Consider the following 23,012-nt stretch of genomic DNA (forward strand, 5'->3'; position numbering starts at 1 on the left):
TACCGCACCATGAGCTACGGAATTCCGGCGGCTGAGCCGTCCGCCCAGGTTCCGGTGTGCCCACGGCACCCGGACCGGCCCTCCTACGTCCGCTGCCAGCGCTGCGGACGACCGGCCTGCCCCGACTGCCAGCGGGCGGCCGCCGTCGGATTCCAATGCGTTGACTGCGTCAACGAAACAAAACGCACGACGCCGGAGGTGCGGACCGTCTATGGCGGCGCCGTAGCTGCCGGCAAGCCACGGGTAACGTTCGGGATCATCGCCTTGTGCGGTGTGATGTATGTCCTGCAGTGGCTGGTGCCCAACGATGGCATCTATCAGAGCCTCGGTTTTGCGAACTACTACGCGGAGCCCCAATACGGGGAATTCGAACCGTGGCGGATGCTTTCGGCCGCATTCCTGCACTCACAGGGGTTTATCCTCCACATCGCGCTGAACATGTACATGCTGTGGATTTTCGGCCAGGCCCTTGAACCGCTCCTGGGCCGCGTCCGGTTCCTGGTCTTGTACCTGTTGTCAGCGCTGGGCGGCTCTGTTGGCTACCTTCTGCTGACTCCGCTCTATACACCTGGTCAGCCGCTGTACGGAGTGGTCGGTGCTTCGGGTGCCATCTTTGGCCTCTTCGGGGCCATGCTGCTGGTACAGCGCCACCGTGGCGGTGACACCCGGCAATTGTGGGTGCTCATCGCGATCAACGGGGTGATCGGGTTCATCATTCCCCAGATCGCCTGGCAGGCGCACCTGGGCGGACTTGTCACCGGCGGCCTCTGCGCCGCGGTCCTGGCCTACACTCCGCGCGGTCCGCGGCAGCGGCTCCTCCAGGCGGCAGGACTGACCGGAGTCCTCCTGCTGCTCATTGCCCTCAGCTGGGTCCGGATTTCCCTTTAGGACCAGGTTCGGGCAGCCGATACCCACACCACGCACAAAAAACCCCGCCGTCCCGAGGACGGCGGGTTTTTGTTTTCCACAGCCCTTATCCACAGTGTTGGTAACTTACAGGCATGTAGTTCATTGTGCAGATCCTCCCAAACCGCTGAATTGCGGCCGTTTTCCCCAGAACAGGCCTACTTTTCTCCACAGTTGTGGATAACCTCTGGGGATATGGGTGTGTTTAAGTGGACAAACCGGCCGCAGAATGCGGTTCTGTGGATAACCTTGGGAAAGTCCTTTCCCAAGGGGCCCTGGCCGGCGTTCAGAACGGAACTATCAACACCGTTATTCACATTGTTAATAAACAACAACGCTGTAGTTCACGTCTGTGTACAGGCCCGCATTGCAGCGTGCAGGCCTCGGCAGCCCAGCTTGACTCCGCTTGTATCCACAACTGTGGATAACTTGTGGGTATCGGCATGTTGGTAAGTGGATAAGCTCCGGGCGCCTACCCTTGGCTTACGTCCGTTTTCCGACAGGAGGGTCCATGACTGCGACCACAAAGCACATCTTCCTCGACAAGCAGCACCCCGCCGTGTGGCGCGCGCTCAATGGCCTGGGGCTCAAGGTCAAGGAAGCGGCGCAGGAGGCGGGAATGGAGCTGAGGACCATGGAACTCCTGCACGTGCGGATCTCACAGCTGAACGGTTGTGCCTCCTGCCTGGACCTCCATGTCAGGGATGCGGTCCAGGCAGGAGAGTCTCCGCAGCGGCTGGCCGTCCTGCCGGCCTGGCGGGACACCGCACTGTTTACCGAAAAGGAGCGTGCCGCCCTGGCCCTGGCCGAGAGCATCACGTCCCTCCCCGGCCACAGCTCACAGGAGCAGGATGAAGCCTATGCCAGGGAACACCTGACGGAGGAGGAATTCTCCGTGGTCAGCTGGCTGGCCATTGCCATGAACGCCTTCAACCGGGTGTCGATCACCAGCCACCACCCGGTCCGCAAGGAGCGCTAAGCCTGCCGGGCCTGTCCCCGTCCGTTATCCACAGGTATTCCACACTGTTAATAACTGCGTCCGGGGTGCAGGATTAGCGCGTGCCGCCGTCGCGGCGGGGATCGGCACGTTGAACGTCTTCCGATGGGCGGGTGGCTGTGGATAAGGTTCCTAACAGCTGGGGAAAGCGCGCGGGCCGTGGTGTCATGCGGCCGCCGTTGGCGCAGTAGACCGGGCGGGCCTGCCAGGGGCGCTTCCGCCTAGCCTGCGTCCGGCCAAACCCCGGAGGATCCCCGCCGGTGGCTTCCCACCAGATGGGTGTCCACCATTCCGATGGCTTCCATAAGGGCGAACATGGTGGTGGGGCCCACGAAGGCGAAGCCCTTCTTCCGGAGGGCCTTGGAGAGGGCGATGGATTCCGCCGACTGGGTGGGGATGTCCGCGTGGGTCCGGGGGCGGGGGGTTGCTTCGGGCTGGAACTGCCACACAAAGTCCACCAGGCCGCCGTCCTGCCGCAACGAAAGAGTCGCGTGGGCATTGGTCACCGCGGCACGTATCTTCAGCCTGTTCCGGACAATGCCGGCGTCCTGCAGCAGCCGCTCGACGTCGGCCTCAGTGAACTGTGCGACGGCGTCGGGGTTGAAGCCGGCAAAAGCTGTCCGGAACGCGTGGCGCTTGCGCAGGATAGTGGCCCAGGAAAGCCCGGCCTGGAAACCTTCCAGGCAGATGCGTTCGTAGAGGCCCTGCTCATCCCTGACGGGCATGCCCCATTCATGGTCGTAGTAGTCCCGCAGCAACGGGTCTGAGGACGCCCACGCCGGGCGGGCCAGGCCGTCTCCGCCCAACTGGACACCGTGATCGTCAGGGGGCATGCGTTTCCCTACGGGCTAAGGTCCGGCCTGCCGGCCGTCCGGGAAAAGAAGCTATGAGCGCCAGCGGGTGGTCATCAGGAATCCAACGATGGCGATACCGAAACCGGCCACGATGTTCCACGACTCCCACGCCTGGACGGGAAAGCGTCCTTCGCTGATGTAGAACGTGATGATCCAGAAAAGGCCGATGATCATCAGTCCGAACATCACGGGCTTGAACCACACCGCGTTCGGCTTGTACGTCTGGGAAGAAGCCTGCGTGGTGGTGCTGGCAGTCTTCTTGCGTGGCTTTGACTCGGGCACTGGCTCTCCTTGGCGGGCTGAGGCAAGCTCGGCGTTCCGGGCTTGGTATCCTGCAAGAAGGAAATTGCCAGCGGTCTGCGCGATCTTGGTCAAATCTGGATTCTTACTAGCAGCCAATTCTAGCCGTAGTTCACGGGCCGCCGGTGCCCGATGGAACCGCCCCGAGGAGAACGCGTGGTGTTGCAGGAGAAGGCGGGGCGAGCCGCTGCGGCGCCTGCCGGCGTCGTAATTCTGCGCGGAGCTGTCCAGGTGGTTGGCGAGCTGCTCATCACCGCCGGCATCATCCTCCTGTTGTTCGTTGCCTGGCAGCTGTGGTGGACCAACGTCGAATCGGACGCCAGGCAGAGCGAAGTGATCAAGGAATTCGCCCAGGACCTCGGCGGCGCTGCCCCGGCCGGACCAGCCGCCCCGGACGCTTCTGCGGCTCCCGCCGGTGAGGACTTCGGCGAGCCGGTGGTGTCCGCCGCACCCGGCCACGCCGGCACTATCGGCATCATGTACATCCCGCGGTTCGGCGAGAATTACACCCGCCCCATCGTGGAGGGCACCACCGGCGATGTGCTGGACACCCTGGGGCTGGGACACTACGGCACCACCGCCATGCCGGGAGCAGTCGGCAATTTCGCCGTTGCCGGGCACCGCCAGACCCACGGCGCCGTTTTGGACAACATCCACACCCTGGTTCCCGGGGACAAGATCTACGTCCAGACCAAGGACGGCTATTACGTCTATGTCTTCCGGAACAACCAGATCGTGATGCCATCGCGTACCGACGTCCTTGAACCGGTGCCGACACTCCCGGGGACCGTCCCCACCGAAAGATACCTGACCATGACAAGCTGCAACCCCCGCTATGGGGCCGAAGAACGCATCATTGCCTACTCGCTCCTGGACAGTTGGCGCCCCGCCTCGGCAGGCCCCCCCGCCGAAATCGCGGACCAGGTGGCTGCGGCGATCGGAAAGGGCTGAGCATGTACGGCTGGATCTTCCGGCAGCTTCCCGGGCCCCTGTGGCTGCGGATCATCACCTCATTGGTGCTCATCGCTGCCGCACTGGTATTGATGGTTCAGTTCCTTTTTCCCTGGATGTCCGAATACACCCAATTCACCGACTCAACGATTGGTTCAGCAAGCCAGCCATGACCACAACCAAAATCCTCGTGGTGGATAACTACGACAGCTTCGTCTACACCCTGGTGGGCTACCTCCAGGAACTCGGCGCCGAGACCACGGTTGTCCGCAATGACGACGTCACACTGGCGGAGGCCATTGAACTGGCCGGCACCCGTGACGGTGTGCTCATCTCACCCGGTCCCGGCAACCCCGCGGAAGCCGGGGTGTGCATTGAGCTGATCAAGTGGTGCGGCGAGAACAGCGTGCCGATGTTCGGTGTGTGCCTGGGGCACCAGGCCCTGGCGGAGGCCTTCGGCGGGAAGGTCACGCACGCCCCGGAGCTGATGCACGGCAAGACGTCCCTGGTCCAGCACATCGGCACGAGCGTCTTCGCCGGGCTCCCCTCCCCCGTTACCGCTACGCGCTACCACTCGCTGGCAGCCGTCCGCGAATCGATTCCTGACGTCCTGGAGATCACTGCCGAGACCGCAACAGGTGTGGTGATGGGACTCCAGCACCGGACGGCGCCGCTGTGCGGCGTGCAGTTCCACCCGGAGTCCGTGCTGACTGAAGGCGGCTACCAGATGCTGGGAAACTGGCTGGAGTCGCTGGGGATGAAGGGCGCCGCCGCCCGGGCAGCCAAACTGAGTCCGCTGATCCAGCACTGACCTGCAGGCTGACCCGCTCAGTCGTCATCCTTGTCAGTGGGGGTCGGCTTGGGTGTCGGCGTCGCTGTCGGCTCGGGGCTCGGCGGGGGTGGTGGTGGAGCTTTGGCCACCACGATCGTGACGGTCTTGCCCTGCTCCACTGTGGCGTTGACCGGATCGCTTTGGTCCGTCACCCTTCCTGCCTCCACCTGGGCGTTCTCCACCTCGATCACCGCAGGGACCAGGCCCAGTTCCTTGAGCGCGGCTTCAGCCTCTTCGCGGGTGCGTCCCCGCAGTTCCGGCAGCGCAACCTTGCCCGTGGACACAATCAGTTCGACGCTGGTTCCTACCCCGACCATCTGGCCCGGCGCGGGGGTGGTGGTGATGACAATTCCGGCAGGAACCGTGGCGCTGTTGGCCGTGGTGGTGGAAGGGGCACCAACCAGTCCGCTTTGGCGCAGGATATCCCTGGCTGCCGCTTCCGTCTTCCCCGGGAGGCTTTCGGGGATCATCACGGCGCTGGGGCCCTCGGAAATGTTCAGGACCACCTCCGCCCCCGGATCCATGGACGCGCCGGACTCCGGTTCGGTGCCGATAGCCGTGCCCTTGGGAACGGTATCGTGCTGCGACCGGACAATCCTTGGCTTGAGGTCGGCGTTGTACAGTTCCTGCAGCGCCGCCGATTCTGTCATGGCAGCGACCACCGGGATCTGGACTTTCGGAATCTCCGGGGCCGGCCGGTTGACGGTGCTGTACAGCCACAGCGCACCGCCGGCCAGGACGAGCAGGGTGAAGACCACCAGGGTGGCAATCCATGCACGACGGCGGGACTTCTGCCGGGGGCTCGGCTCACGTTCCGGAGGGAGGCCAAGCGGCAGCGCCTCCGCCTGGGTCCGGTCATCCATGCCGGCTGCCAGGGGGAAACCGGCCCCGCGGTCACCGGCGGACGCATGCGTTGCGGCCAGCCTGCCGGTAGGAGCATCGTCCAGGAAGCCCGCCCCTGTGACTCCGAACGCTTCGGTGGCCGGAGCAGATGGGGCCGGGACGTGGTCGTTGGGGTCCGTCGGGGCTTCGGAGGCCGGTACGGCAGGAACCGGCACCCCCGACCGGGCAGCGCGCAGGGCACGGCGAAAGGCCGCCGCATCCTGGAACCTGTCGTCCCGGTTCTTTTGCAGGGCCTTTGCCAGCACGCTGTCCAGGGCCGGAGTGACCTCCGGATTGAGGGTGCTCGCCGGCTCCGCTATTTCGCGGACATGCTGGTAGGCCACCGAAACGGGGCTGTCGCCGACGAACGGCGGACGGGACGTGAGCATCTCGTACAGCAGGCAGGCAGCGGAGTAGAGGTCGCTCCGCGCGTCTACGGCCTCACCGCGGGCCTGTTCGGGAGACAGGTACTGGGCAGTGCCCACCACGGCCTGGGTTTGGGTCATGGTGGCCGAAGAATCCGCGATGGCGCGGGCTATCCCGAAATCCATCACCTTCACCGAGTTGGTGCTTTCGCAGTACATCACATTGGCCGGTTTGATGTCCCGGTGGACAATCCCGGCCTTATGGCTGTACTCGAGCGCACCCAGGACGCCCATGCAGTAGTCGATGGCCTGGCCAATGGTGACGTCGTGGCCGCGGATGAGTTCGCGGAGGGTTTTCCCCTCCACGAATTCCATCACGATGTACGGCACGCGGACGTCCTCGGAGCCATCGTGGACGAGGTGCTCGCCTGTGTCGTAGATGGCGACGATGGAAGAGTGGTTCAGGGCGGCCACAGCCTGTGCCTCGCGCTTGAACCTGGCCTGGAACTGCGGATCACGCGCAAGGTCCGGGCGCAGCAGCTTGATGGCCACCGTCCGCCCCAGCCGGGTGTCCACGCCGCGGTACACGTCTGCCATGCCACCGCGCCCGATCAGGCCGCCCAGTTCGTAGCGGCCACTCAGGACGCGGCGATTATCCACCGGGAGGCTGTCCTCACGGTGCAATGGGGTGCGCGGTGACTCATTCATGGGATGTCCTGGCGGCTACTGGTTGCAGGTTGGGGGCGTACCCGGCTGCTGGCCGTCCGTGCAATCGGGCAGGGGTGACTCCAGGGCGGGCGCCGCCACCGACGAGGTGGTGGGTGCTGCGGTGGGAGCCGGAGCTGGGGCAGATGTTGTGGGCTCTGGTTCGGGCGCCACGGCGTAAACGACGGTGATGGCAGTGCCCTCCGGAACGGCCCCCGTGGGGTTCAGTTCCAGGACACGTCCAGGGGCATCGGCGGTGCTCTCCTGCGGAACAACCGTAACGGCGAGGCCCAATGCGGCGAGGTCTGCCTGCACCTGCCGGTAGTCCTTGCCCAGGTAGGCGGCCGGTATCACGTTGACCAGTTCCTGGGTGGGCTCGGTGGTCGGCGTCGGCGTCGAGCGGGTCTGCGTGGGGGTGGCGGACTGGCTTGTCCGGGTGGGGCTGGCGCTGCTCGGTGCCGCGCTGCTGGTGGTTACACCGGACGTGGGGTCCTCGGAGGGGAAAAGGATTCCCCGCTGGCTGAGGAAGAACCCCACCAGCGCGAACAGCAGCAGCAGGATCAGGGCGATGAGCGGCCAGGTCCAGGGACTGCGGCCCTTGCGCTGGGGCTCATCGGCGGGATCGTCGTCGTACGTTGTGTCTTCCGGAACCCACTTGCGCTCCGCAGCGAGGGCGTTGGCCCGGGCCAGCGTCCCCTGGGGGGCATCGGCGTCGGCTGCTGCACCCGCAGCGCCGGCCGCCGCTCCAGCGGCTGCACCCGCTGCACCCGCGCCAACAACCGGCAGAGCTGAAGTCCGGTCTGTGGAATCATCCCGCTGTGCGCCGATGACGCCGGTCGGCGCCGTCGCAGTGTCTACCGGAGCCGTGATGGGGCCGGTGTCAGCGTCGAAGAGGAGCATTCCCGGGACGGCTGCGCGGGCTGCGCTGATGTCACCGTTGCGGATGGCCTCTGCTGCTTCGGCCAGCTTGATGGCGTTCTCCGGACGGTCCTTGGGGTCCTTGGCCAGCATGGACATCAGGAGGGCACGTACCGGGGTGGGCAGTGATTCCGGCAGGGGCGGCGGAGCGTCATTGACCTGGGCGAGGGCAATCGCAATCTGGGATTCGCCGGAGAAGGGGCGGTGGCCGGTCAGGCACTCATAGCCGATGACGCCCAGCGCGTAGATGTCCGACGAACCGGTGGCTGTCTGGCCGGTGGCCTGCTCGGGTGCCAGGTACTGCGCCGTGCCCATCACCTGGCCGGTCTGGGTGAGCGGCACCTGGTTGGCGAGGCGGGCAATGCCGAAGTCCGTGACCTTGACCCGTCCGTCAGGGGTGATCAGGAGGTTGCCTGGCTTCACGTCGCGGTGCACCAGGCCCTGCGCGTGCGCAACGGAGAGGGCGCGGGCGGTCTGCGCGATGATGGACAGCGTACGGTCCGGCGAAAGGACCTGCTCATGTTCGATGATGCTGCTCAGCGGCTGGCCGGGGACCAGCTCCATGACCAGGTAGGCGGAACCTTCCTCCTCGCCATAGTCAAAGACGTTGGCGATGCCCACGTGGTTCAGGAGTGCTGTGTGGCGGGCCTCGGCACGGAAACGCTGGAGGAACCCGGGATCGCCCGTGTACTCCTCTTTCAGCACCTTGATCGCGACGATGCGGCCCAGGACGAGGTCTTTCGCCTTCCACACTTCACCCATGCCACCAATCGCGATCCGCGTGGTCAGCTGGAACCGCCCGCCGAGGGTGATTCCGGTTGTAGGCCTCACTTATTCAACACCGCCTCAAAAATTCTCTTCGCGTTCGGACTGGTTAGCTGGGCTCCGGTGGTGATGTCCACGCCTTCCATGACGATCGTGACACCCACCTGGGGGTTGTTTGCGGGGGCAAAGCCGGTGAACCAGGAGTTGTTCGCTCCGTTGCCCAGCTCGGCGGTTCCGGTCTTTCCTGCCACCTGGACGCCGGGAACAGCCGCCCGGTTGGCGATGCCCTCGCTGACCGCACTTACCATCCACTCCGTAATCTGGTTGGCGATGTCCGGGGTAGTGGAGGTCCGCAACTGCTTTGGCTGGGGTTCATCAATCACGCGGAGGTCCGGGGAGCGCAGGGTCTTGATGAGGGTGGGCTGCATCTGGACGCCGTCGTTCGCGATTGCGGCGGTCATCAGTGCCACCTGCAACGGCGTAGCCCTGACGTCCTTCTGCCCGATGACGGACTGCGCCAGGCCGGGGCCGTCGAGGTCATCAGGGAAGGTGTTGCCGCTGGCGTAGTCCAGCTTGAGCTGATCGCCCATGTCCTGGCCGAACCCGAACTTCGCCGCCTGTTCGGCAATGGCGTCACGGCCAAGGTCCAGGGCAATGCTTGCGAAGGGGGTGTTGCAGGACTGCTGGAGTGCGAAGGCGAAACTGGCTGTGTCCCGGGTGTAGCAGTTGCCGCCCGCGTAGTTGGGCAGGCGGTACTGGATGCCCTCGAAGGGCAGCTCCGCAGGGTTGGGGAGTTCGCTGTCCTTGTTGTACTTCCCGGATGCCAGGGCCGCTGCGGTATCCACCAGCTTGAACACTGAGCCAGGGGCCAGCAGTTCCCCGGTGGGTCCGCTGACGTTCGGGTTCAGGTTGATCCCGGGCACCTTGATCAGTTCATTCATGCTGGCATCGGCCGCGGCGAGGTCCTGGGTGGCCACCAGGTTCGGATCATAGGACGGCTTGGACACCATGGCCAGGATGGCGCCGGTCTTGGGATTGGTGACCACAATGGAGCCACGCTGCCCGTCCGGGATCAGACTATAGGCCAGCTGCTGGATTTCGGGGTCGATGGTGAGTTCCACCGATGCGCCCTTGGGCTGGTTTCCGAGGAACAGCTGCCCCACCCGGTCCAGGAACAGCTGGTCCGAGTTGCCGGCAAGCTCCGCTCCCATGGACTGCTCCAGGCCGGTGGCGCCGAAGTTCTGCGAGAAGTACCCCGTGATCCCTGCGTAGGCCTCCGGCTGCGGGTACGTGCGCTGGAAGGCGCAGGTTTCCGAACCGGTCTCCACGGATTCCGCCACGGGGGATCCACCCACAATGACGGCGCCACGGTCGTTGCAGAAGCTCTGCAGGACGGCGCGCTGGTTCCAGGGGTTGGCCTTGAGTTCGTCGGCCCCGATCACCTGGACGTAGCTGATGGCTCCAAAGATGAGTGCGAACATGGCGACGGCCGCCACCCATGAATGCCGTATTGCCTGGTTCACAGGTGTTTCACCGCCTCGGTAGGAGTATCAATGCCTGGTGCTTCCGATCCTTTGCCCGGCGGCAAGGGAGTGGTGTCCACGGGGCCGCGCGCGGTGTGCGAAATCATCAGGAGCAGGCCAACAATGATCCAGTTGGCCAGCAGGGACGAGCCGCCCGCCGCCAGGAACGGTGTGGTGAGGCCCGTCAGCGGAATCAGGCGGGTCACGCCGCCGATCACCACAAAGCACTGCAGCGCCACGGCGAAGGACAGCCCGCAGGCAAGGAGCTTTCCGAACGCGTCCCGGGTGCCCAGGGCAGCCCGGAAACCGCGGGTGAACAGCAGCAGGTACATCAGGACGACGGCGAACAGGCCGATGAGCCCCAATTCCTCGCCCAGGGAAGCAATGATCATGTCGCTGTTCGCGAAGGGAACCAGGTCCGGGCGGCCCTGGCCCAGTCCCGTGCCCACCAGGCCGCCGTTGGCCATGCCGAAGAGCCCTTGAATGATTTGCCGGCTTCCGCCGGGAAACCGGTCGTAGACCTCCGGTGTGAAGGCATTGAGCCAGCCGTCGATGCGCAGCTGCACGTGGGAGAACACCTGGGCGGCCACGAACCCGCCGCCGGCGATGAGGGCCAGGCCTATGACAACCCAGCTGATCCGGCTGGTGGCCACGTAGATCATCACGATGAACAGGCCAAAGAAGAGGATGGAGGAGCCCAGGTCCCGCTGGAAGATGAGCACACCGATGCTGACCAGCCACGCGGTGATCATGGGGCCCATGTCCTTGAAACGCGGGAACTGCAGCGGCCCCACCTTGCGGCCCGCCAGCAGGATCAGGTCCCGGTTGGAGGAAAGATAACCAGCGAAGAATATAGCCAGGGTGATCTTCGCGACCTCGCCGGGCTGGAACGTCATGGGGCCTAGGCGGATCCAGACCCGTGCGCCGAGGATCTCGCCGGCGGTGATGCCCGGAACAAGCGGCAGGATCAGGAGGAGTGCGCTGGCAGCCAGTGAAATGAAGGTGAACCGGCGGAGGATCCTGTGGTCCTTCAGGAACCAGATCACCCCGATGGCCACGGCCATGGCGATGAGTGTCCAGCGGAGCTGGTTGTTTCCGGTGTCGTCACCGGGGGCGTCCAGCCGGTGGATCATGGCAAGCCCGATCCCGTTCAGCGCGACCACGAGCGGAAGTATTACCGGATCTGCATACTTTGCGCGAAGGCGAAGGACGCCGTGGAAGACCAGGGCAGCAACGGCCAGGAGGCCGGACTGGAACCAGAAGTCGGAATCAAACGCGTTCTCCCGGTCGATGCCCACCAGCATGTTGGCGCCGATGCCTACGGCGAGGGCGAGCAGGAGCAGTGCAAGTTCTACGTTGCGGCGCGGTTTGGGCATGGTGCTGAGCTGGCTCATTGGACCGCCTCGCAGGTGACGGAGGGGCTGGGTGAGGGGGATGGGCCCGCCGGCGCAGGCGAAGCGTCCGGGGCCGGTGCAGCGGCCGCGGAGTCCGTGGGCGCCGGGGCAGGGGTGGAGGCTGCCGGGGACGGAGAAGGCGCCGGGCAGTCCTGTTCTGGAGACGTGGTCCCGGTGAGCTCAAGGTTCTTTACGATGCGCTGGGCGTCGTACAGGTCGTTGGCGGGAACGGTCTGGCGGACCCGCTGCTGGGAAAAGGGCGGCAGGGAATCCATCCGGATCTCCGTGACGGTCTCCAGGCTGGACAGTCCGATGGGTCCCAGGCGCTGCGAAACCCCGTTGTAGATAGCCACCCGTGAATCGAATTCGCCCACGTAGTACCGGGTCTGCGTCCAGGCATAGCCCAGCCACAGGCCCACAGTCAGCGCCACCAGCACCGAAGCGGCGATGGTCCAGGTGACCCACCGGCGCGGCTTGGGCGGTACGAGGGCTTCCTCGGCGTCGTTGCCCGGCTGTTCGGCCCTGTGGGTGAGGAGGGTTGCTGCCCTGCGCGCCACAGTGCGCCCCGCGATGGTGGGGATGGAACCGGACTCGGCGGCCGCAGCGGCAGCACCCACAAGTTCGTGCGGTCGCGACGCCAGCTCTTCCCGCAGGACTTCCGCGGACAGGTGCTCGCCCAGGTGCGGATCGGTGGCGCCCGCCTGCACGGACGGAGCACCGCCGGCGTCCTTGGAACCTCCCGAGTCCTTCGCTTCGGTGGAGGCAGGGTCCCCGGCATCCTGGGCAGAGGCATTCCTGCCCTCCGGCGGGGTGTCCTTCCGGGCTGCCGCGGCAGCGGCCAAGGCGGCATTCGTGGACGGAATGACTTCGACGGCGGCCGTACTGACGTCGTCGGGCGTTTCTTCGACGATTTCCACCATGATCACGGTGACGTTGTCCGGGGATCCGGCTTCGAGGGTCAGGTCAACCAGGGTTTCCACGCACTCGCGGAGGTCCTTGGTCTCCCGTACCGTCCGCTCCACGGCGTGGCCCGCAACGTAGTTGAGCCCGTCGGAGCAAAGCAGCCAGCGGTCGCCCGGCCGAACGTCCAGGGTGTCGAGATCAAGTTCGGGACTGGCGTCGACGTCGCCAAGGACCCGCATCAGGACGTTCTTGTGCGGGTGGCTCTCGGCCTCCTCCGGGCGGAGCCTGCCTTCGTCGATGAGCCGCTGGACGAACGTGTGGTCCACGCTCACCTGCTTGAACTCGCCGTCGCGCAGGCGGTAGGCCCGGGAATCGCCAATGTGTGCGAAGTGGAGCTTTCCCTCGGCCAGCAGGAGGGCCGTGACCGTGGTGCCCATTCCCGCGAGCTTGGGGTTCTGGTGCACCAGTTCGGACAGCAGCGAATTCGCGGTCTGGATTTCATCGGCAAGGACCGTGCCGGCGTCACCCTGGTAGCCGCCGCGGTCCAGGTGGATCATGTCCAGGACGGTGGCGGCGGAGGCAACATCGCCGCCTGCGTGGCCACCCATTCCGTCCGCGACGACGGCGAGGTGCCGCCCTGCGTAGGCGGAATCGTCATTCTTGGAGCGGATGCGGCCGACGTCGGAGCGCGCGGCGAAGCGCATGATGAGGGGCCGCCGCGGGGGCTGGTGCCCGTTTGCGGGGAATTGCGTGGCGGCCACGGCTATGGCCTCAATTCGATAACCGTCTTGCCGATTCTCACGGGTACCCCTGGCTCAACCGGCAGGGCACGGGTAAGTTGCTGGTCCGCCAGGTACGTTCCATTCGTTGAGCCGAGATCCTCGATGAACCAGCGGCTGCCCTGGGGGAACAGCCGTGCGTGGCGGCCGGAGGCGTAGTCGTCCTCCAGGACCAGCGTGGCCTCCTGGGCCCGTCCCAGGAGGATGGGGCTGGCGGCAAGCGGAAGGGTGGTTCCCTTCAGCGGTCCCTCGATGACAACCAACTGGTGGGCCTGCTGCTTAACCGGCTGCGGGGCGGCTTCCGCCAGGCCCGGGTTTTTGCGGACCTCGCGTTGGGTTGGAGCGCCGGACGCCGCCTTGCGCCCCACCATGAGGTCCCGCCGCATCGCTGACACGATGCTGAAAATCAGCACCCAGAGGAGCAGGAGGAAGCCAAAGCGCAGGGCTGTGATGGTCAGGTCGCTCATGCGCGGCCACCAGGGCCGGCAGGCAGAAGGCGGAAGATGATTTTTGTCCGTCCCATAGTGATGGTGGAGCCGTCAGTGAGCTCGGTGCTCCCTGACACCTTCTGCCCGTTGACGTAGCTGCCGTTGGTGGATCCCATATCCACTGCGCTGGTCACGCCGTCGGCCGTGCGGATTTCCAGGTGGCGGCGGGAAACGCCGGTGTCCTCGACATGGATGTCGGCATCGGAGGACCTGCCCAGCACGATGGACGGCGCGTTGAGGGAGTAGCGCTGCCCGTCGATGTCCAGGACGGGCTGGAGCCGGACCGGCTGGCGGCTGGGAGCTGCCGGCACGTTGGAGCGTGCGGGGGCGCCCGCCGGGGAACCCTGGGTCTTTTCGGTGGTGGAGATGATTTCAAAGTCGCCGGCGCGCAGCTCCGTGTCCCGGCGGAACGAAATCCGCACCGATCCCTGAAGCGTGTAGCCCTGGCTGCGGACGTGGTTGATCACCACATCGCACAGTTCTTCGGCCAGCGGGGTGCCCCATTCCTGGGCCCTCTTGAAGTCGTCTTCACTGAGCTGGACGTCGAAAACGTTGGGTGCCAGTGTGCGGCCGGCCGAGACCGTAAGGGCCTTGTGGTCCACCTCGCGGCGCAGCCTGCTGGCGATTTCCACAGGCTCAACCTGGGCGCGGGAGCCGGTGGAGAAGACGCCCCGGACAGCCTTTTCAATGCCGCGTTCAACTTTGTCCAGCAGACCCATGATTCTTCTCCTTTCCCCCCGGCTGCGGGGCAGTTTCCGTTCCGGAACTTCACCCGCCGTGCAGTTCACAACTCAGGAGCGTGCGCGCGTGCGGCAGCCACTCCTACATCCGATACTACTGGGCAGGCCTGTGAATGACCTTAATCAACAACGGCCCGCCGCCTGCAAAAGTTCACTCCGAAGCCGCAGCCGGGCCGGATCCGGCCCCAGTTCCATCCCCGGGCGGGGGCACGAATTTCCGGGTTCCGCCGGAGCCGGGCAGGCGCACGGAAGCCCAATTGGTAATTTCCGTCCACTGTCCGTTATGCTTGATCTCGCTGCTTTCACAGGGTTGCGGATCCGGGAAACCGGCCGTGGCCGGATGAAAGAAGTTGCGCGCGAGTGGCGGAACGGCAGACGCGCTGGCTTCAGGTGCCAGTATCCGAAAGGGTGTGGGGGTTCAAATCCCCCCTCGCGCACGCAAACAGGAAGAGCCCCGGTCTAAGGACCGGGGCTCTTCTGCGTTCACTGAGTTTGCATAATGCTGATTGCACCGCTGTTTGGACTTCTCACCCAGGTGTTACGGGGTGTTATGTCCAAGCCCGGGTGCCGCACAGCCTGGTTCGACGACGGGAGCCGGGTTGGTGCCACGCGGCGGCGATATTCCCCGCCCGCTAGGGACGCGCCGATGCCTTGAACCGGCGTCGTGAATTCGCCAGGTGGCTGCGCATGGCAGCCGCCGCGGCAGCCTCATCCCCGTCCGCGATGGCCTCCGCGATGGACCTGTGTTCCTGCACCACCTGGTCAAAGTGGTCCCGGCCGTAGTGTTCGACGCCGGTCATCAGCCGGGTGCGCGGCATCGCGATCATCGTCTGGCCCAGCGCCGCGAGGCAATCGGAATAATAGGGGTTGCCGGAAGCGGCGGCTACGGCCCGGTGGAACTCGAAGTCCGACTTCATGGCGTGCGCCGGGTGCCCCGCGCTTGCGGTGAATTCCTCCAGCGCTGCGGTGACGGCCCGCAACTGCCGCTCTGTATGGTTGCGCGCTGCCAGTGCCGCGGCCTCCGCTTCCACCCCCATGCGGAACGCCAGCAGGTGCAGCCGGTCCTCCATGGTGGCCACCGGACGCGCCCCCGGAGCAGGAGAGGGTCCGTCCGACGGCGGGGTGAGGGCAAAGCTGCCCCTTCCCCGTTCGGTTTCCACAAGTCCCTCGGCCTGCAGCCGGGTCAGGGCGGCACGCACCACGGTACGGCTGACGCCAAAGTCGCTGATCAGGGTGTTTTCGCTGGGGAGCTTCTCGCCCGGCTGGATGACGCCGTCGACGATGCGGGTGCGAAGGTCAGCGGCGAGGTCCGCGGTGAGGTTCCGGCTCATGGCAACTAGGTTACGCGCCGAACTCCACTGATTCGGTGGTCCAGGCGCGCGCCTGGTCGCTCAGGGTGATGCCCAGGCCGGGGCGGTCCGGGACGATCATCCTGCCGTTCTTGGTTTCGAGGCGTTCGTTGAACAGCGGATCCAGCCAGTCGAAGTGTTCCACCCAGGGCTCGCGCGGGTAGGCGGCGGCCAGGTGCAGGTGGATTTCCATGGCGAAATGCGGTGCCAGGCCCAGGCCGCGCTCATCCGCCAGGGCGGCAAGGCGCAGGAACTGGGTAATGCCGCCCACCCGGGGCGCATCCGGCTGGATGATGTCGCAGCCGTTCGCGCTGATGAGGCCCTTGTGTTCGGCCACGGAGGCGAGCATTTCCCCGGTGGCGATGGGAGTGTCCAGGACCTGTGCCAGGTGCGCGTGGCCCTCGAAGTCGTAGGCGTCCAGGGGCTCTTCGATCCAGATGAGGTTGAACTCCTCGAGCTGGCGGCCCATCCGCAGGGCGGTGGCACGGTCCCACTGCTGGTTGGCATCCACCATCAGTGGAACGTCCCAGCCAATGTGCTCGCGGATCCCGGCGACACGGCGGAGGTCCTCCTTGCTGTCCGGCAGGCCAACCTTGATCTTGATGCCGCCGATGCCCTCCTCCAGCGACTGCGTGGCGCGGGCTTGTACTTCCTCGAGGCTGGCGTTGAGGAAGCCGCCGGAGGTGTTGTAGGTCTGCACGGAGTCGCGGTATGAGCCCATGAACTTTGCCAGGGGCAGGCCGGCCCGCTTGGCTTTGAGGTCGTAGAGGGCAATGTCGATTGCGGCCAGGGCCTGCGTGGCCACCCCCGAGCGGCCCACGGACGCTCCGGCCCACAGCAGCTTGGTGTAGATCTTCGCGATGTCGTTGGGATCCTCGCCTATGATGCCGCCGGCGACCTCCTTGGCATGTGCGTACTGCGCCGGACCGCCGGCGCGCTTGGAGTAGCTGAAGCCGACGCCGGTGTGCCCCAGTTCCGTGGTGATTTCGGCGAAGAGGAAGATGACCTCGGTCATGGGCTTCTGCCGGCCCGTGAAGACCTTCGCGTCGCTGATGGGAACAGCGAGGGGCAGGCGGGCGGTGGACAGCTTGACGTGCCGGATCAGATCGACGGTACTCACGGGTTCTCCTTCAGGCGGGGGCGGGCTCCTTCGCCCGCCCTCTTAGGATATAAGTGGAGTACTTGTATTACAAGTGGAACCCATTCCACCGGGGAATGTTGTGGGGAGGCTGGATTAATCCCGCTGCTCCCGCAGGGCGCCCAGTCCTGCGATGAGCGCCTCAAGCCCCAGGCTGAACGCCGCGTCTGCGGGCGGCCCGTCCACCTGTCCCTCTGCGCTCCGCACGGCAGCCGTGAAGTGCGGCGTTGCCTTCGCCATGGAGCCCGACTCGAAAATATCGGCCGGCGCCGTCACGTCATAGGCGGAGCCAAAAATAAAGGATTCCAGGGCCACGATGGAGGAGACAATCCGCTCCTGCGGGAATCCGGCGTCGAGGAATCCCTTGCTGACGGTCTCGTACATGGCCAGGGTCTGCGGCGCGTCAGTCACCGGAAGGACGGCGATGACCGGGATGAGCGGCGTGTGCTCGGCGAAGACGTTCCGGTAGCTCCAGGCCCAGCCGCGGACGGCTTCCTCCCACGGTGCCGAGCCGAAGCCGGACACATCCACCAGTGAGGTGAGGTGGTCCTCCACCAGGAGGAGGACGTCCCGCTTGGCTGCCACGTGGTTGTAGAGGGCCGACGGCGCCACGTCCAGTTCCTTGGCCAGTGCGGCCATGGTGAGGCCGTCATATCCCTTGCGGTTGATCAGCTCCAGTGCCGCCGTGGTGATTCCGGCCTTGTCCAGGACGGCGGCCGACGGCCTGCCGGCCCTTCGCCTCTGGGTGCCGGCACTCCCCGCGGGGCGCCCCTGAGTGGCTGATACTGCCGGCATGCCTGCCCTTTCGTCGGTGGTCTCCAGCATTATTCCACCGGGCACTTCCCGTCCATGACAGGACCGGCTATAGTTCTAATAAATGAATGCCATTCATTTAGTGGTTCCCGTCACCTGGCAGGACCAAAGAGAGGACATCATGCTGAACCTGAACCGCGACGTCGTGGTCGTTGGAGCCGGGCCGTCCGGACTCACCGCAGCCCGTGAACTGAAGAAGGCCGGCCTGACCGTTGCCGTGCTCGAGGCGAGGGACCGCGTGGGCGGCCGCACCTGGACCGGCACGGTTGACGGCGCCATGCTGGAGATCGGCGGCCAGTGGGTCTCGCCGGACCAGACCGTACTCCTGGAACTCCTGGACGAACTGGGCCTGCAGACCTACCCCCGGTACCGCGAGGGCGAGTCGATGTACATCGGCGCGGACGGGGTCCCCGTGCGCTACACCGGCGATTCGTTCCCCGTGGACCCGGACACGAAGGCCGAGATGGACAAACTGACCGCACTGCTGGACGGGCTTGCAGCGGAAATCGGAGCCACCGAGCCATGGGCGCACCCGAAGGCGCGCGAGCTGGACACCATCTCCTTCCATCACTGGCTGCGGCAGCACTCGTCCAATGAGGAAGCGTGCAACAACATCGGCCTCTTCATCGCCGGCGGCATGCTCACCAAGCCGGCCCACGCCTTCTCTGCCCTGCAGGCCGTGCTGATGGCGGCGTCGGCGGGGTCCTTTACCCACCTCACGGATGAAGACTTCATCCTGGACCGGCGCGTGGTGGGAGGAATGCAGCAGGTCTCCCTGCTGCTCGCGCAGGAGCTGGGGGACGACGTCGTCCTTAACTCCCCGGTGCGCACCATCAACTGGGAGCCGGACACCGAAGGCCACAGCGTCAAAGTGGTCTCGGACGGGGCAACCGTCAACGCGCGGTTCGTGATCATGGCCGTGCCGCCCAACCTCTATTCACGCGTCTCCTTCAACCCGCCGCTGCCCCGCCGCCAGCACCAGATGCACCAGCACCAGTCGCTGGGCCTGGTCATCAAGGTCCACGCCGTCTACAGCCGCCCGTTCTGGCGGAACTCCGGACTGTCCGGTACCTGCTTCGGCGCCGGATCCCTGGTCCAGGAGGTGTACGACAACACCAACTTCGGCGACACCAGGGGCACCCTGGTGGGGTTCGTCTCGGATGAGAAGGCCGACGCCGTCTTCGAGTTGGGTGCCGAAGAGCGCAGGCGCGCCATCCTGGAGTCCATTGCCGGGTTCCTCGGCGCCGAGGCGCTGGAACCGGAGGTGTACTACGAATCGGACTGGGGTTCCGAGGAGTGGACCCGCGGCGCCTACGCCTCAAGTTACGACCTCGGCGGCCTGCACCGCTACGGCAAGGACCAGCATGCCCCGGTGGGTCCCATCTACTGGTCCTCCTCCGACCTGGCCGCCGAAGGCTACCAGCATGTTGACGGAGCCATTCGGATGGGCCGGCACACCGCGGCCCGGATCCTCGAAGCGGCCCGCGTGGCCGTCCCGGCCGGAGCCTGACCCCGGTTTCAGCGCAGGGCGGACAGGCCCTTCCGGGCTGGAAAATAAGCATGCTTACCAATAGGCTGGCCCGTGGGGAGTTCCCCCGCACGCAGACGAACGAGGTGAGATATGACTGACACTGAGAGCATCAGCAAGGTTACGGACATCATCAACGGTTCCCACATCGGGATGTTGACCACCATCAACGAAGAAGGCGCCCTCGTGAGCCGGCCGCTGGCTGTCCAGGACGTGAAGGACGACGGCGACATGTGGTTCTTTACGGGCCTTGGCACCTCGCAGGTGGCCCATGTCCGGGCGGACCCCCGCGTCAACGTCTCCTTTGGCAAGAACACCGAATGGGTCTCCGTTGCGGGCACGGCCGAGGTTGTCACGGACCGGGAGAAGATCCGCGAAATGTGGAACCAGGCTGTCGAAGCATGGTTCCCGGACGGTCCGGACACCCCTGAGGTGTGCCTGCTCCGCGTTGACTCGGACTCGGCAGAATACTGGACCAGCCCCGGCGGCACCGCCGCCACGGTGCTCCAGTGGGTCAAGTCCAAGGTCACCAACAGCCAGATGAGCGTCGGCGAGAGCGGCACGGTGGACCTCTAGGGCCTGCCAGCGAATTCGACGGGCGGGGCGGCTGAGGCCGCCCCGCCCTTCTGCTGTGTGCCCTTAACCGGGCTCCACCGCTGAGAGGGCGGCCAGCACCTCCGGGAGCAGCAGGTCATTCCTGCCCCAGGCGGGGTCGAAGACCTCCAGATACCAGGAGTCGGCGAGCAGCAGCGCCAGCGATTCGTTGGTTTCCTCGGCCCAGTCACGGATCTGTTCCTCGTCCACCGGATTCTCGCTGGAACCCAGCACCGTGGTGACTTCAGTGCCTGCCAGCGTCACCGGGATCGCGGCGCTGCTGGACTCGCCGGGGGCGTGCGCCACGGTGACCAGCTCCGTGCGGGAGGACAGGCCGATCAGGGCTGAGGCGGCGGCCGCGGAGCAGAACCCCGTCACGTACTGCCGCTGCGCCGCCGGACCCGGGCGGAGGCCGGGCTGGGACTCCTTGGTGAAGAGTCCGTTGCGGTTCAGTTCCGCGAGGGAAGACGCAATCGGCCGGGTTTCGTCGTCAAAGCCGGGGGCGAAGGTTCCGGGCTGGTACTGGCTTTCGCCTTCCAGCCAGCGGGCAGTCAGTTCGCCGGCCGCAGCCAGGGTGGTGGCCTGCCGCCAGGCACCGCGGTCCTCCAGCCGCCGGCCGAACTGGTCATGGGTTGGCAACTCCTGGGGATCCATCATTGGATGTTATCGCCGCAGGGTTACCCGTTCCACGGCCTGCGACACAGCGGGTAACGTCTACGCCTGTTCCGCCGGGACGCCCGCTGCCTTCTCAGCAGCGGCAAGGGTGGCACCCAGGCTGGTGACGGCGTCGGGATATCCCCGGTGGGGCGCACCGCGCAGCTCGTCAGCCTGCCGCATGGCCTTGATAAGGGCCGAGGTCTCGGGGGTCCGGACGTCCGTCAGCGCGGGATAATCAATGGAGCAGGCCGGATCCAGCTCATACCGCCGCCACCGGGCGATCAGCTCGTCGTGCCGGGCCTGCGCTGCAAGGTGCGCGGACTCCACCGCCCGGTAGTCGTCGCGCGCCGCACGCCGCGCAAGATACTTCGGCGTCCCCCGGTAGGCGGCCACGCCGGCGGCAATGCCGGCTGCTCCCAGGAACAGGCCTGTCCACGGCGAGACCATCGTGGGGATCAGCAAGGCGGGAACAGCAACGGCTGCCCCAAGGAACAGGTCCCAGAACAGCTGGTCCGAACGCTCAGTTGGCCCGTTTCCTCCGGCAAGGGCGCGGCGCCGGACCACGAAGACGGTGGCCGCAACACTGGCCACCAGCACCGGGCCGCACAGCAGCAGGGCCCAGGCCCCCTGGACCAGACCCTCGAAGAATCCTTCCCCCATGGCCGACACCTGACTTCCAGCGCGTGCCCGGGCCGCGGAATCCCGGGCTGGTAATTCCATTCCACCCCGTTCCTGATGGCCGGTCAATGGTCCGGACGGCCGGGGCCGGAACGGGCATCTTTCCGGAGGGCTGAACGCCACGTACCGTGGGTCCATGAGACTCAAAATGTGCAGCATCCACGTCAAGGACCCCGCCGCCGCCCACGCCTTCTACACAGGAACGCTGGGCTTCGAGACGCTGATGGCCATGCCCGAGCACAACATGTACATCATCAAGGACCCCGGCTCGGACGCCGGCTCCGTGGGGCTGCTGCTGGAGCCCAGCGACAACCCGATCGGCGCCGCGTACATGAACGCCGTGCACGACGCCGGGCTCCCGGCCATTGTCTTCGGCGTGCCGGACGTGCGGGCGGAGTATGAGCGGCTGCTGGCGGCGGGGGTCAGCTTCAAGGGCGAGCCGGCCGAGGACCCCTCCGGGATCAGCGCCGTGTTCGACGACGGCTGCGGCAACTACATCCAGCTGCACCAGGACTGAGCCTCCCGGGACCGTTGCGGTTCGAGCGGGCCTACTCGGCCTTGGCGCGGGCCTTCTTGGCGTCCTTCTTCGCGGATTCTTCCTTGACGCGCTGCGCCTCGGCCCGGACGGCGGCATGCGTGGCCCGCTCGGTGACCAGCCACTGCGGGGGAGCCTGCAGCAGCGCGGTGATCTCCGCCGTCGTCAGCGCGTCCTCAACGCCGCCGCGCGCCAGGCCGCTGATGGACACGTTCAGCTTCTGCGCCACCACCGGGCGGGGGTGCGGGCCGTTGCGGCGGAGCTCGGCAAGCCATTCCGGCGGGTTGGCCTGCAGTTCGGCGAACTCGGCGCGGGTGATGGTCGAATCCTGGAACTCCTGCGGTGTTGCGGGCAGATAGATGCCAAGTTTCTTGGCAACAGTGGCCGGCTTCATGGACTGGGAGTTCGCAGAGGTCATGCTTCAAGGGTATCCGGGCGGACGGTACTGTGAAGACGTGCCCTCCCACGACATCCCCCAGACAACCGGTCCCGGTGACCAGGACCAGCCGGCCGGGCAGGCGGAAGACACCGCCCCCCGCCTGCTCCGCATTGCCTATGTGGCCGGGGTAACCCCGGGCAAATGGATCCGGCGGTGGGAAGAGCGGATGCCGGACGTACCGCTGCAGGCGTTTATGTCCGACGACGGCGCGCAGGTTGAGGTGCTCCGCGAGGGTTCAGCCGACCTCAGCTTCGTCCGGCTCCCCGTGGAGCGCGAAGGCCTCAGCGTCATTCCGCTGTACGAGGAGCAGCCGGTAGTGGTGGCGCCCAAGGGCCATGAGATTTCCGTGTTCGAGGAAGTGGCCTTGGCCGACCTGGAACAGGAGTCCTTCCTTGACGTGGCTGCACTCGGAGGCCCCGGGCCCGCGCTGCAGGTGGTGGCCACGGGCGCCGGACTGGCCATCCTCCCCATGTCCGTCGCCCGCCACTTCAACGTCAAGGACACCGTGGCGCGGCGGCTCACCGGTGCCCCCGGCACGGAGATCGCCGTGGCGTGGGCCTCGGATTCAACGGATGAAGTGATTGAGGAGTTCATCGGGATTGTCCGCGGACGGACTGCGCAAAGCTCCCGCCAGCCGTCGGCCCAGCCGGTGAAAACCAAGAAAGAGCCCAAACCGGACCGTCGGGGTACCGGGGCCAAGAAGGCGCCCAAGGTGGCCCAGCGGTACGCGCCGAACCCGGACAAGGGGCGGGGCAAGGGTTCACGGAAGAAGGGCAAGCGGTAGCCTGGTTCGCCCCATACGTACGCGGGCTGGCAGGCGCCAGCCCGTGCAGGCAGCACTCATAGCGTTAACGGCAACAGGCCGGCTCCGAAAGGAGCCGGCCTGTTTTCTTATCCACACAATTTAGGTGTTCTTGACGTTGCCTGCGGCGTCGGTGGTGCGGTCTTTGACGTCGGTGGCGGCGTGTTGGCCTTCGGA

At 65.9% G+C, this 23,012-nt stretch carries 24 protein-coding genes and 1 tRNA gene; 10 read left to right on the top strand and 15 right to left on the bottom strand.

From position 1 onward, the window contains the following. Nucleotides 1–9: 9 nt before the first annotated feature. A complete protein-coding gene (locus AC6CHP_RS17385; RefSeq protein ID WP_498231270.1) occupies nucleotides 10–888 on the top strand; it encodes a rhomboid family intramembrane serine protease in 879 nt (292 codons plus the stop codon). Nucleotides 889–1,417: 529 nt separating this feature from the next. Beyond that, nucleotides 1,418–1,885: a carboxymuconolactone decarboxylase family protein gene (locus AC6CHP_RS17390; protein WP_498231272.1), complete on the top strand. Its 468-nt coding sequence runs from the start codon at nucleotides 1,418–1,420 to the stop codon at nucleotides 1,883–1,885. 239 nt (nucleotides 1,886–2,124) lie between these two features. Here AC6CHP_RS17390 and AC6CHP_RS17395 read toward each other — a convergent pair whose 3' ends face one another. Beyond that, the gene (locus AC6CHP_RS17395; protein WP_188728471.1) at nucleotides 2,125–2,736 is read right to left on the bottom strand and encodes a DNA-3-methyladenine glycosylase I; all 612 of its coding nucleotides are present in this window, start codon (nucleotides 2,734–2,736) and stop codon (nucleotides 2,125–2,127) included. Nucleotides 2,737–2,787: 51 nt separating this feature from the next. Then, the gene (locus AC6CHP_RS17400; protein ID WP_188728473.1) at nucleotides 2,788–3,039 is read right to left on the bottom strand and encodes a cell division protein CrgA; all 252 of its coding nucleotides are present in this window, start codon (nucleotides 3,037–3,039) and stop codon (nucleotides 2,788–2,790) included. 174 nt (nucleotides 3,040–3,213) lie between these two features. Here AC6CHP_RS17400 and AC6CHP_RS17405 point away from each other — a divergent pair, with 174 nt between their 5' ends. From AC6CHP_RS17405 to AC6CHP_RS17415, 3 genes are read left to right on the top strand one after another with little or no spacing between them, the layout of a single operon-like run. Further along, entirely contained in the window at nucleotides 3,214–4,008 is a 795-nt protein-coding gene (locus AC6CHP_RS17405) for a class E sortase (RefSeq protein ID WP_498231275.1), read from the top strand. A 2-nt stretch (nucleotides 4,009–4,010) separates the two neighbouring features. After that, a complete protein-coding gene (locus tag AC6CHP_RS17410; protein ID WP_498231277.1) occupies nucleotides 4,011–4,181 on the top strand; it encodes a hypothetical protein in 171 nt (56 codons plus the stop codon). Beyond that, nucleotides 4,178–4,819 (top strand): anthranilate synthase component II, encoded by a 642-nt coding sequence (locus AC6CHP_RS17415; RefSeq protein ID WP_104186637.1) that lies wholly within the window; start codon nucleotides 4,178–4,180, stop codon nucleotides 4,817–4,819. The genes AC6CHP_RS17410 and AC6CHP_RS17415 overlap by 4 nt, the downstream gene beginning before the upstream one ends. A 17-nt stretch (nucleotides 4,820–4,836) precedes the next feature. Here AC6CHP_RS17415 and pknB read toward each other — a convergent pair whose 3' ends face one another. From pknB to AC6CHP_RS17450, 7 genes are read right to left on the bottom strand one after another with little or no spacing between them, the layout of a single operon-like run. Further along, on the bottom strand, nucleotides 4,837–6,795 hold the full coding sequence (pknB, locus tag AC6CHP_RS17420) for a Stk1 family PASTA domain-containing Ser/Thr kinase (protein ID WP_498231279.1): 1,959 nt from the start codon (nucleotides 6,793–6,795) through the stop codon (nucleotides 4,837–4,839). Nucleotides 6,796–6,810: 15 nt separating this feature from the next. After that, a complete protein-coding gene (locus tag AC6CHP_RS17425; protein WP_377192474.1) occupies nucleotides 6,811–8,541 on the bottom strand; it encodes a protein kinase domain-containing protein in 1,731 nt (576 codons plus the stop codon). Further along, complete coding sequence (locus AC6CHP_RS17430) at nucleotides 8,538–9,998, bottom strand: peptidoglycan D,D-transpeptidase FtsI family protein (RefSeq protein ID WP_498231281.1); 1,461 nt, start codon at nucleotides 9,996–9,998, stop codon at nucleotides 8,538–8,540. Before AC6CHP_RS17430 ends, AC6CHP_RS17425 begins: the two co-directional genes overlap by 4 nt. After that, the gene (locus AC6CHP_RS17435; RefSeq protein WP_104186628.1) at nucleotides 9,995–11,392 is read right to left on the bottom strand and encodes an FtsW/RodA/SpoVE family cell cycle protein; all 1,398 of its coding nucleotides are present in this window, start codon (nucleotides 11,390–11,392) and stop codon (nucleotides 9,995–9,997) included. Before AC6CHP_RS17435 ends, AC6CHP_RS17430 begins: the two co-directional genes overlap by 4 nt. Then, complete coding sequence (locus tag AC6CHP_RS17440) at nucleotides 11,389–13,056, bottom strand: PP2C family protein-serine/threonine phosphatase (protein ID WP_498231284.1); 1,668 nt, start codon at nucleotides 13,054–13,056, stop codon at nucleotides 11,389–11,391. The genes AC6CHP_RS17435 and AC6CHP_RS17440 overlap by 4 nt, the downstream gene beginning before the upstream one ends. Nucleotides 13,057–13,058: 2 nt before the next feature. Then, complete coding sequence (locus AC6CHP_RS17445; RefSeq protein ID WP_104186625.1) at nucleotides 13,059–13,541, bottom strand: FHA domain-containing protein FhaB/FipA; 483 nt, start codon at nucleotides 13,539–13,541, stop codon at nucleotides 13,059–13,061. Continuing rightward, nucleotides 13,538–14,281, bottom strand: a complete 744-nt coding sequence (locus AC6CHP_RS17450; RefSeq protein ID WP_188728484.1) for an FHA domain-containing protein — start codon at nucleotides 14,279–14,281, stop codon at nucleotides 13,538–13,540. Before AC6CHP_RS17450 ends, AC6CHP_RS17445 begins: the two co-directional genes overlap by 4 nt. 375 nt (nucleotides 14,282–14,656) lie before the next feature. On the opposite strand from AC6CHP_RS17450, the gene AC6CHP_RS17455 reads away from it, so the two are divergent. Continuing rightward, nucleotides 14,657–14,739: transfer RNA gene (locus tag AC6CHP_RS17455), tRNA-Leu, on the top strand. A gap of 195 nt (nucleotides 14,740–14,934) precedes the next feature. Here the strand turns inward: AC6CHP_RS17455 and AC6CHP_RS17460 are convergent. The 3 genes from AC6CHP_RS17460 to AC6CHP_RS17470 all read right to left on the bottom strand — a co-directional run bounded on the left by AC6CHP_RS17460 (nucleotide 14,935) and on the right by AC6CHP_RS17470 (nucleotide 17,584). Beyond that, nucleotides 14,935–15,633, bottom strand: coding sequence for a FadR/GntR family transcriptional regulator (locus AC6CHP_RS17460; RefSeq protein ID WP_498231286.1), 699 nt, complete (start codon nucleotides 15,631–15,633; stop codon nucleotides 14,935–14,937). A 10-nt stretch (nucleotides 15,634–15,643) separates the two neighbouring features. After that, the gene (locus AC6CHP_RS17465; RefSeq protein ID WP_498231288.1) at nucleotides 15,644–16,771 is read right to left on the bottom strand and encodes an L-talarate/galactarate dehydratase; all 1,128 of its coding nucleotides are present in this window, start codon (nucleotides 16,769–16,771) and stop codon (nucleotides 15,644–15,646) included. A gap of 114 nt (nucleotides 16,772–16,885) precedes the next feature. After that, nucleotides 16,886–17,584: a TetR/AcrR family transcriptional regulator C-terminal domain-containing protein gene (locus tag AC6CHP_RS17470; RefSeq protein ID WP_498231298.1), complete on the bottom strand. Its 699-nt coding sequence runs from the start codon at nucleotides 17,582–17,584 to the stop codon at nucleotides 16,886–16,888. 139 nt (nucleotides 17,585–17,723) lie between these two features. On the opposite strand from AC6CHP_RS17470, the gene AC6CHP_RS17475 reads away from it, so the two are divergent. Both AC6CHP_RS17475 and AC6CHP_RS17480 read left to right on the top strand, forming a co-directional pair. Next, nucleotides 17,724–19,112 (top strand): flavin monoamine oxidase family protein, encoded by a 1,389-nt coding sequence (locus tag AC6CHP_RS17475; RefSeq protein WP_498231300.1) that lies wholly within the window; start codon nucleotides 17,724–17,726, stop codon nucleotides 19,110–19,112. Between the two features lie 111 nt (nucleotides 19,113–19,223). After that, complete coding sequence (locus AC6CHP_RS17480) at nucleotides 19,224–19,706, top strand: pyridoxamine 5'-phosphate oxidase family protein (RefSeq protein WP_188728490.1); 483 nt, start codon at nucleotides 19,224–19,226, stop codon at nucleotides 19,704–19,706. 63 nt (nucleotides 19,707–19,769) lie between these two features. Here the strand turns inward: AC6CHP_RS17480 and AC6CHP_RS17485 are convergent, their stop codons facing one another. After that, nucleotides 19,770–20,378, bottom strand: a complete 609-nt coding sequence (locus AC6CHP_RS17485) for a DUF6919 domain-containing protein (protein ID WP_498231290.1) — start codon at nucleotides 20,376–20,378, stop codon at nucleotides 19,770–19,772. Between the two features lie 60 nt (nucleotides 20,379–20,438). Next, entirely contained in the window at nucleotides 20,439–21,041 is a 603-nt protein-coding gene (locus AC6CHP_RS17490) for a hypothetical protein (RefSeq protein ID WP_188728494.1), read from the bottom strand. A 154-nt stretch (nucleotides 21,042–21,195) separates the two neighbouring features. Between AC6CHP_RS17490 and AC6CHP_RS17495 the strand changes: the two genes are divergently transcribed. Next, nucleotides 21,196–21,576 (top strand): VOC family protein, encoded by a 381-nt coding sequence (locus AC6CHP_RS17495; protein WP_498231292.1) that lies wholly within the window; start codon nucleotides 21,196–21,198, stop codon nucleotides 21,574–21,576. A 31-nt stretch (nucleotides 21,577–21,607) separates the two neighbouring features. On the opposite strand, the gene AC6CHP_RS17500 is transcribed toward AC6CHP_RS17495, so the two are convergent. Beyond that, nucleotides 21,608–22,012, bottom strand: coding sequence for a DUF5997 family protein (locus AC6CHP_RS17500; RefSeq protein ID WP_104186612.1), 405 nt, complete (start codon nucleotides 22,010–22,012; stop codon nucleotides 21,608–21,610). Here AC6CHP_RS17500 and AC6CHP_RS17505 point away from each other — a divergent pair. Further along, entirely contained in the window at nucleotides 22,011–22,817 is an 807-nt protein-coding gene (locus AC6CHP_RS17505; protein WP_188729178.1) for a LysR family substrate-binding domain-containing protein, read from the top strand. The genes AC6CHP_RS17500 and AC6CHP_RS17505 overlap by 2 nt on opposite strands. Nucleotides 22,818–23,012: the final 195 nt, after the last annotated feature.

The organism is Pseudarthrobacter sp. GQ63 (genome assembly GCF_059758765.1).